This is a genomic window from Noviherbaspirillum sp. Root189 (assembly GCF_001428545.1).
Lineage (GTDB): Bacteria > Pseudomonadota > Gammaproteobacteria > Burkholderiales > Burkholderiaceae_D > Noviherbaspirillum.
Map to the genome: position 1 here is coordinate 21,595 of NZ_LMHZ01000041.1, position 6,000 is coordinate 27,594.

Annotated in this window: 7 protein-coding genes; 2 read left to right on the forward strand and 5 right to left on the reverse strand. The window is 50.8% G+C overall.

All coding sequences use genetic code 11. The features are described 5' to 3' along the window. Nucleotides 1-45: 45 nt before the first annotated feature. Both ASE07_RS20720 and recQ read left to right on the forward strand, forming a co-directional pair. Nucleotides 46-879: an undecaprenyl-diphosphate phosphatase gene (locus tag ASE07_RS20720; protein ID WP_057292726.1), complete on the forward strand. Its 834-nt coding sequence runs from the start codon at nt 46-48 to the stop codon at nt 877-879. Between the two features lie 82 nt (nt 880-961). Further along, nucleotides 962-2,785 carry a DNA helicase RecQ gene (recQ, locus tag ASE07_RS20725; protein WP_057292727.1) on the forward strand — a complete coding sequence of 608 codons (1,824 nt, stop codon included), beginning with the start codon at nt 962-964 and terminating at the stop codon, nt 2,783-2,785. A gap of 694 nt (nt 2,786-3,479) precedes the next feature. On the opposite strand, the gene ASE07_RS20730 is transcribed toward recQ, so the two are convergent. From ASE07_RS20730 to ASE07_RS28335, 5 genes are all read right to left on the reverse strand, one after another. Then, nucleotides 3,480-3,788: a hypothetical protein gene (locus tag ASE07_RS20730; RefSeq protein ID WP_057292728.1), complete on the reverse strand. Its 309-nt coding sequence runs from the start codon at nt 3,786-3,788 to the stop codon at nt 3,480-3,482. A gap of 348 nt (nt 3,789-4,136) precedes the next feature. Continuing rightward, nucleotides 4,137-4,562 carry a DUF6258 family protein gene (locus ASE07_RS20735; RefSeq protein ID WP_156396850.1) on the reverse strand — a complete coding sequence of 142 codons (426 nt, stop codon included), beginning with the start codon at nt 4,560-4,562 and terminating at the stop codon, nt 4,137-4,139. Between the two features lie 47 nt (nt 4,563-4,609). Continuing rightward, on the reverse strand, nt 4,610-4,810 hold the full coding sequence (locus ASE07_RS28330; RefSeq protein ID WP_082584346.1) for a CPCC family cysteine-rich protein: 201 nt from the start codon (nt 4,808-4,810) through the stop codon (nt 4,610-4,612). Nucleotides 4,811-4,969: 159 nt separating this feature from the next. Further along, complete coding sequence (locus ASE07_RS20740; protein WP_057292730.1) at nt 4,970-5,293, reverse strand: hypothetical protein; 324 nt, start codon at nt 5,291-5,293, stop codon at nt 4,970-4,972. Nucleotides 5,294-5,315: 22 nt separating this feature from the next. Continuing rightward, on the reverse strand, nt 5,316-6,000 hold a 685-nt coding region (locus ASE07_RS28335), incomplete at its 5' end, for an RHS repeat-associated core domain-containing protein (RefSeq protein ID WP_162256922.1).

A 6,000-nucleotide genomic window follows, 5' to 3' on the forward strand; every position in this document is an offset into this window, starting at 1 on the left:
GCACCCCCCGCGGGTTTTTTATTGATCTGAACTTCACCACACACAATGGACCTTACGCTAGCACTCAAAGCGCTCATCATGGGGATTGTCGAAGGATTCACCGAATTCTTGCCGATCTCTTCCACCGGACACCTTATCCTGGCCGGCAGTCTTCTCAACTTTACCGGGGACAAGGTAAAGGTTTTTGAAATCGCCATTCAGGCAGGCGCCATGCTGGCAGTGTGTTGGGAATACCGACTCCGCATTGCCAAAGTGGTGACGGGGCTCGGCTCCGATCGCAGCGCGCAACGGCTGGTGATCAATCTGATCATCGCTTTCATCCCGGCCGCCGTGCTCGGTTTCCTCTTCAACAAGAGCATCAAGACCGTGTTGTTTGCCCCGGTTCCCGTGGCGCTGGCCTTTATCATCGGCGGCCTGATCATTCTCTGGGTTGAGCGCCGCAATCGCCGCATGCCGATCTCTGCTCGTGTCGACAGCGTCGACGACATGACCGCAATGGATGCCCTGAAGGTCGGTCTTGCCCAGGCATTTGCACTGATCCCCGGCACCAGCCGCTCGGGCGCGACCATCATCGGTGGCATGATGTTTGGCCTGTCGCGCAAGGCCGCAACGGAATTTTCGTTTTTTCTGGCCATTCCGACATTGTTCGCCGCGACGATTTATTCGGTGTACAAGGAACGCGCTCTGCTGTCGGCCGCGGATCTTCCCTGGTTCGGTATTGGTGCAGCGTCGGCCTTCGTGTCCGCCTTCCTGTGTGTGCGCTGGCTGCTGCGCTACATCAGCTCGCATGATTTCACCGTGTTTGCGTGGTACCGTATCGTGTTCGGTTTTGTCGTGATTGCATCAGCCTATGGCGGCTGGGTGGTCTGGGCTGATTGATTCGACGGATAGTCAAAGAAATCACGCCGGAAAACGCATCGCATCGATAGGGATGCGGTGCGTTCTAAATTAAAATAGCGGGATGCCTGAACAACCTAGTCACGATCCCGCGCTGCATATTCTGCAGACAATATTTGGTTATCCCTCGTTTCGCGGCCAGCAGGCCGATATCGTCAACCACGTCGCCCGTGGCGGCGATGCACTTGTGCTGATGCCGACCGGCGGCGGCAAATCCCTGTGCTACCAGATTCCTGCCTTGCTGCGCGATGGTGTCGGCGTGGTTGTTTCTCCGTTAATTGCGTTGATGCAGGATCAGGTCGATGCGCTCGCCGAAGTCGGCGTCAGGGCAGCCTTCCTGAATTCCACACAGAGTTTCGAAGAGGCAATGCGCACCGAGCGCCGCGTTCGCAACGGCGAACTCGACCTCATCTACGTTGCTCCCGAGCGGTTGATGACCCCGCGCTGCATGGAGTTACTGGAGGCTTCGAAGATTGCCTTGTTTGCCATCGACGAAGCCCATTGCGTCTCGCAATGGGGGCATGATTTTCGGCCGGAATACATACGCTTGTCGGTATTGCATGAGCGTTTTCCCGATGTGCCGCGCATCGCGCTGACCGCGACCGCCGATCCGCAGACGCGCGCCGAGATTGCGCATCGCCTGCAACTCGACGACGCGATGCAATTCGTCTCATCGTTCGACCGCCCGAACATCCGCTACCAGATTGTCGAAAAAACCAATGCGCGCAAGCAGGTGCTGGACTTCATCAACGATGAGCATGCTGGCGAAGCTGGCGTCGTGTATTGCCTGTCGCGCAAGAAGGTTGAAGAGACCGCCGAGTTTCTGCAGTCGCAAGGCATCAACGCATTGCCTTATCACGCCGGCATGGACATGTCGGCGCGCACCGCTAACCAGGCGCGTTTCCTGCGCGAAGACGGCATTATCATGGTTGCCACCATCGCTTTCGGCATGGGCATCGACAAACCCGACGTGCGCTTCGTTGCCCATCTTGACCTGCCGAAAAGCATAGAAGGGTATTACCAGGAAACCGGCCGCGGGGGACGTGACGGTGCACCGGCCGACGCATGGATGGCCTACGGCTTGCAAGACGTAGTGCAGCAGCGCCGCATGATCGATGAATCCGAAGCCGACGACACGTTCAAGCGCATCCAGAGCGCCAAGCTCGATGCGATGCTCGGACTGTGCGAAACACTTAACTGCCGTCGCGTACGCCTGCTCGATTACTTCGGCCAGCCCTCAGGACCGTGCGGCAATTGCGATATCTGCCTCAACCCGCCGGTTTCGTTTGACGGTTCGGTGCCAATGCAAAAGCTGCTTTCATCGATTTACCGTGTTGATCAGCGCTTTGGTGCAGGGCATGTGATCGACGTGCTGCGCGGCGTCAGTTCGGAAAAGGTCAAGCAGTGGCGGCACGACAAGCTGTCGACGTTCGGTGTCGGCAGCGAAACCACCGAAGCGGAATGGCGCGCAATCTTGCGTCAGGCTATCGCGCTGGGACTGGTGGAAGTCGATCACGATGCGTATGGTTCACTCAAATTGACCAATGAAGCACGCCCTGTGTTGCGCGGCGAGCGCAAGGTGCAGCTACGTCAATACCAGAAACCCGCGAAAAAACGACGCGAAGCCACAAAGTCGAAAGGGTATGTCGAGACAGATTTGTCCGGCGTCGAACAGGCGATTTTCGACAAGCTGCGCTGGTGGCGTGTTGAGACGGCGCGCAAGCACAACGTGCCGGCGTATGTGATTTTCCACGACGCGACGATGCGCGAGATTGCGAAGATCAAGCCGACTTCGTTGAATGATTTGCGCAATGTGTCGGGGGTGGGGGAGAAGAAGCTGGAGACGTATGGTGAGGAAATTGTGGCGTTGATTTCGGAGTTGGCGTAGTGAGGCCGACGATTTCGCCTTCTGCTTGTCAGCTCGCTGGCGTGTCGCAATCATCGGTATAGATATGGCAGAGGTTCTTACATCTGCCTCGATTTGATTTCCTGATGCGCTGTATGACGTTCAATGCCCGTCATCACTTCTCCATTTGACCGCACCTGATGCAATCGACCAGCAACGTGGAGCAACTAATGCACCGCCCAGCCATCAAGTATGGTTTGGACTATGGCACACCGACGTAATTGATTTTCCGTTCTATTTTAAGAGGTTCGCTTTGCGCAATTGTTCAATTGGGGACCAGTCTTCGGGCGGTGCGACGTTATGACTCCACCAGGGCATTCCTTTATTAATCCAAACATTTCGTATTGTGTCATGAAGCGTCTTGGCGTCGTCGTAACCTAACTCTGTGCCACAGCACGGGCAGATATTGTAGCTGGCACACCCATACGAGTCATATGCCGGTTCGTCCAATTTGTCATATCCACAAATCGGGCAGACATATGTTTCGCTATTGAGCATGGAAGTGATCTCATTCGCTTTCTATTTCAGCATTAATTAAAAATTTTCGGGTTTATTCGTACTCTTCGCAAGGATCGTAGATTAGTCATGGTAAATATTTGTCTTTACCATCGGAGAGGCTGACATTGGTTGCAATTTCTCTGCAGTTATTCTTTCAGTATCCTCAAGATATTAAAGTTTAGTCAGCCAAAACGTGAATTTTTGCATGCTGTAACAACGCTATATTCATAAGCGAATTAAATTGCTCAAGAAACGAAAGCACTGCACTCGACTGAATATTTTCACGCATTACCATAATCTGTTTTGCTAGATATGGTAGATCAGTGGCCTCGTATTCTGCGTCTTGGTAGTAGTCCTCAATGCGCAGTAAGAGAATCAATCTAAGATCCTTTGCAGCGCAAATTAATTCATGATGAACGTCAACCGAAATGCTAACGGTATGCGCGGGCGTCCCGGCTTCAGAGAGACTTGCAAAGTCTAGAGACATATTACTTCCTATGGAATGCCTGGGAATGCTGTAACGAGATCACCATTGGCACGAGTTATAACGGTCATGATTGATGTTTGCATGCCGGTACTTCTATCTATACCAATCAGGTGGCTAACTTTAAATGTTCTCGCGTAATTTCCATTGGCTTGAAGAGTAGGTATGTGTTCTCCTGCACCTACGTATGCCAGCCCCCTGTCTTGTCGACCAGGTTGCCATGCGTGTCATATGCATAGCGCTTGTCTTCATACACCGTCAATCGGTAACGAGTCAATTTGCATCAAGCTTTGGAGTTCTCGAATTTGCTTGACATGATCATTTGAAATGTAGGAGGCGAGTAATTCCTGTTCATTGAGTGATTCTTTTGGCGGCAGCGCCGTAAGCTTCTAATGCCATTGACCCAGCACTGATTTGAATATCGACTTCGGTACGTATCCCGTACTCGTTGATTGAATCGACATTTACAATCACTAAGTACTTGCCTGGTCTATCTGGAATTGCTTCTGTACGAATATCATTGATTGTGTCGTTCGGCATTGCGCCTGGAGGATTAATGACTATGCTGTTCACGTCTTCAAAAACAATAAATCCGTTGGGCAGGTCTTCGGCATCATAGTAGTCCCATGCCTTTGATCGCACCCTGGAAATACAAGTCAACTGAATCTTTACTTCGCGATTCCACGTATCGATTATCAAGCTTTTGCATCCTCGATCGCCGACGTAAATCGTTTTTAAAAATTCTAGTAGAGCCATCTTGCTTTGTTTTTTAAACATCGAATTACTCTGGTTGGTGATGGAGCAGTCATAGACCTTTGCTGCATTTACTTATTCTTGTCTTTCCATCTTTTCCTTGCGAAATTGAGGCTTTCCCGATTTGCGCCACCAGCATAGTCTGAATCTGCAGATTGGACAGGATCATCCTCCCAGCCACAAACATCGCATATCTCGTAATTACCCAGTTCGCCTAACGTTCGGGAGTCACAGCAAGGGCAGAGAAATAATTCCTCGGAGGCGATGCTCATTATTTATTCCTATAGTTGACCTCGTTTGTCGCCATAAACATGGTTTGCATAATGAATTGCAGGTCCGTAACCACTTTTTAGCGACAATCCCAACGTGTGGCATAGTGAGCGACACGATGTCTCATCCTCTTGTACTGCACCCACAGATTCATTGTTGATTCAATTATTAAGAAACTCATTACTTAAATCTTCTCCTGAATCCCAACTGACGATTTGCAGATCACCCAATTGAACTTTTATCGCCTTTACGAAATCTCGGAACTCCGTCCATCCTGGCCCGTCGCCACCATTTACGGTAACCCCAATTGAGTGGTCCTTAAACCATATGAATAGTTCAGGCCAGTCAGAACCTTCTATCTTGCCGAGGTAGTAATTGCCATATAAATCATCATACTTCCAAAACGATTTCAGATTTCTTATTGCCCGACCATCAAGTACTTCGTGGCCGCTTGCTGGAACTATAATTCGATATTCTGTGCCCATAATTTTCTCCTATACGTTTTACTTAGAGTTTGCCGCCCAATCCATGCGGTCTACCTCGAATTACTGGCAAATCAGCTGGATTGCGAATCCCGATATGGGTCTTATCCGGATCACTCGATATATTCCCAGAATCATCGAATTTCGTATCACTGCTAAGTGGTCCAGACTGTTTATGAACATGGGCGTTGTTGCCGGTCGCAAAGGCTGAATTTCTAATATTTCCATAAGCGTCTATACGTACAGAAGATCCATCGGAATGTCGATAGTCTGTCGAAGTTTCAGTCTTTTTATACAAAGTCCAGCCAGATTCATTGGCCATTGTTTTTTCTATCTGAGTTCTAGACTTTCCTTTAAAGGCCGGTAAATCTTGAGCACTGCATCGACACCCTGCTTGTAAACCAAGTGGGTCAACCCATATCGTTGGATTGGCTGCATATTGGTAGAGGTTGTATCCACCCTGCAGTCCAATCGGATCCTGGCTGACGAAGCGTCCGCTATCCGGATCGTAGTACCGAAAGCGGTTGTAATGCAAACCGGTTTCGCTGTCGTGGTACTGGCCCTGGAAGCGCAGCGGCTGTGCATCGGTGAACGCACTGATTTCTCCCGCAGTGTCCTGCTCTGGCGCCATTGCCCCTTGTGCTACTGGCATCGCGGCAATGGCCAGGTTGCCCCATGCCTTGTGCACACCAGCCCAGACAATCTCTCCT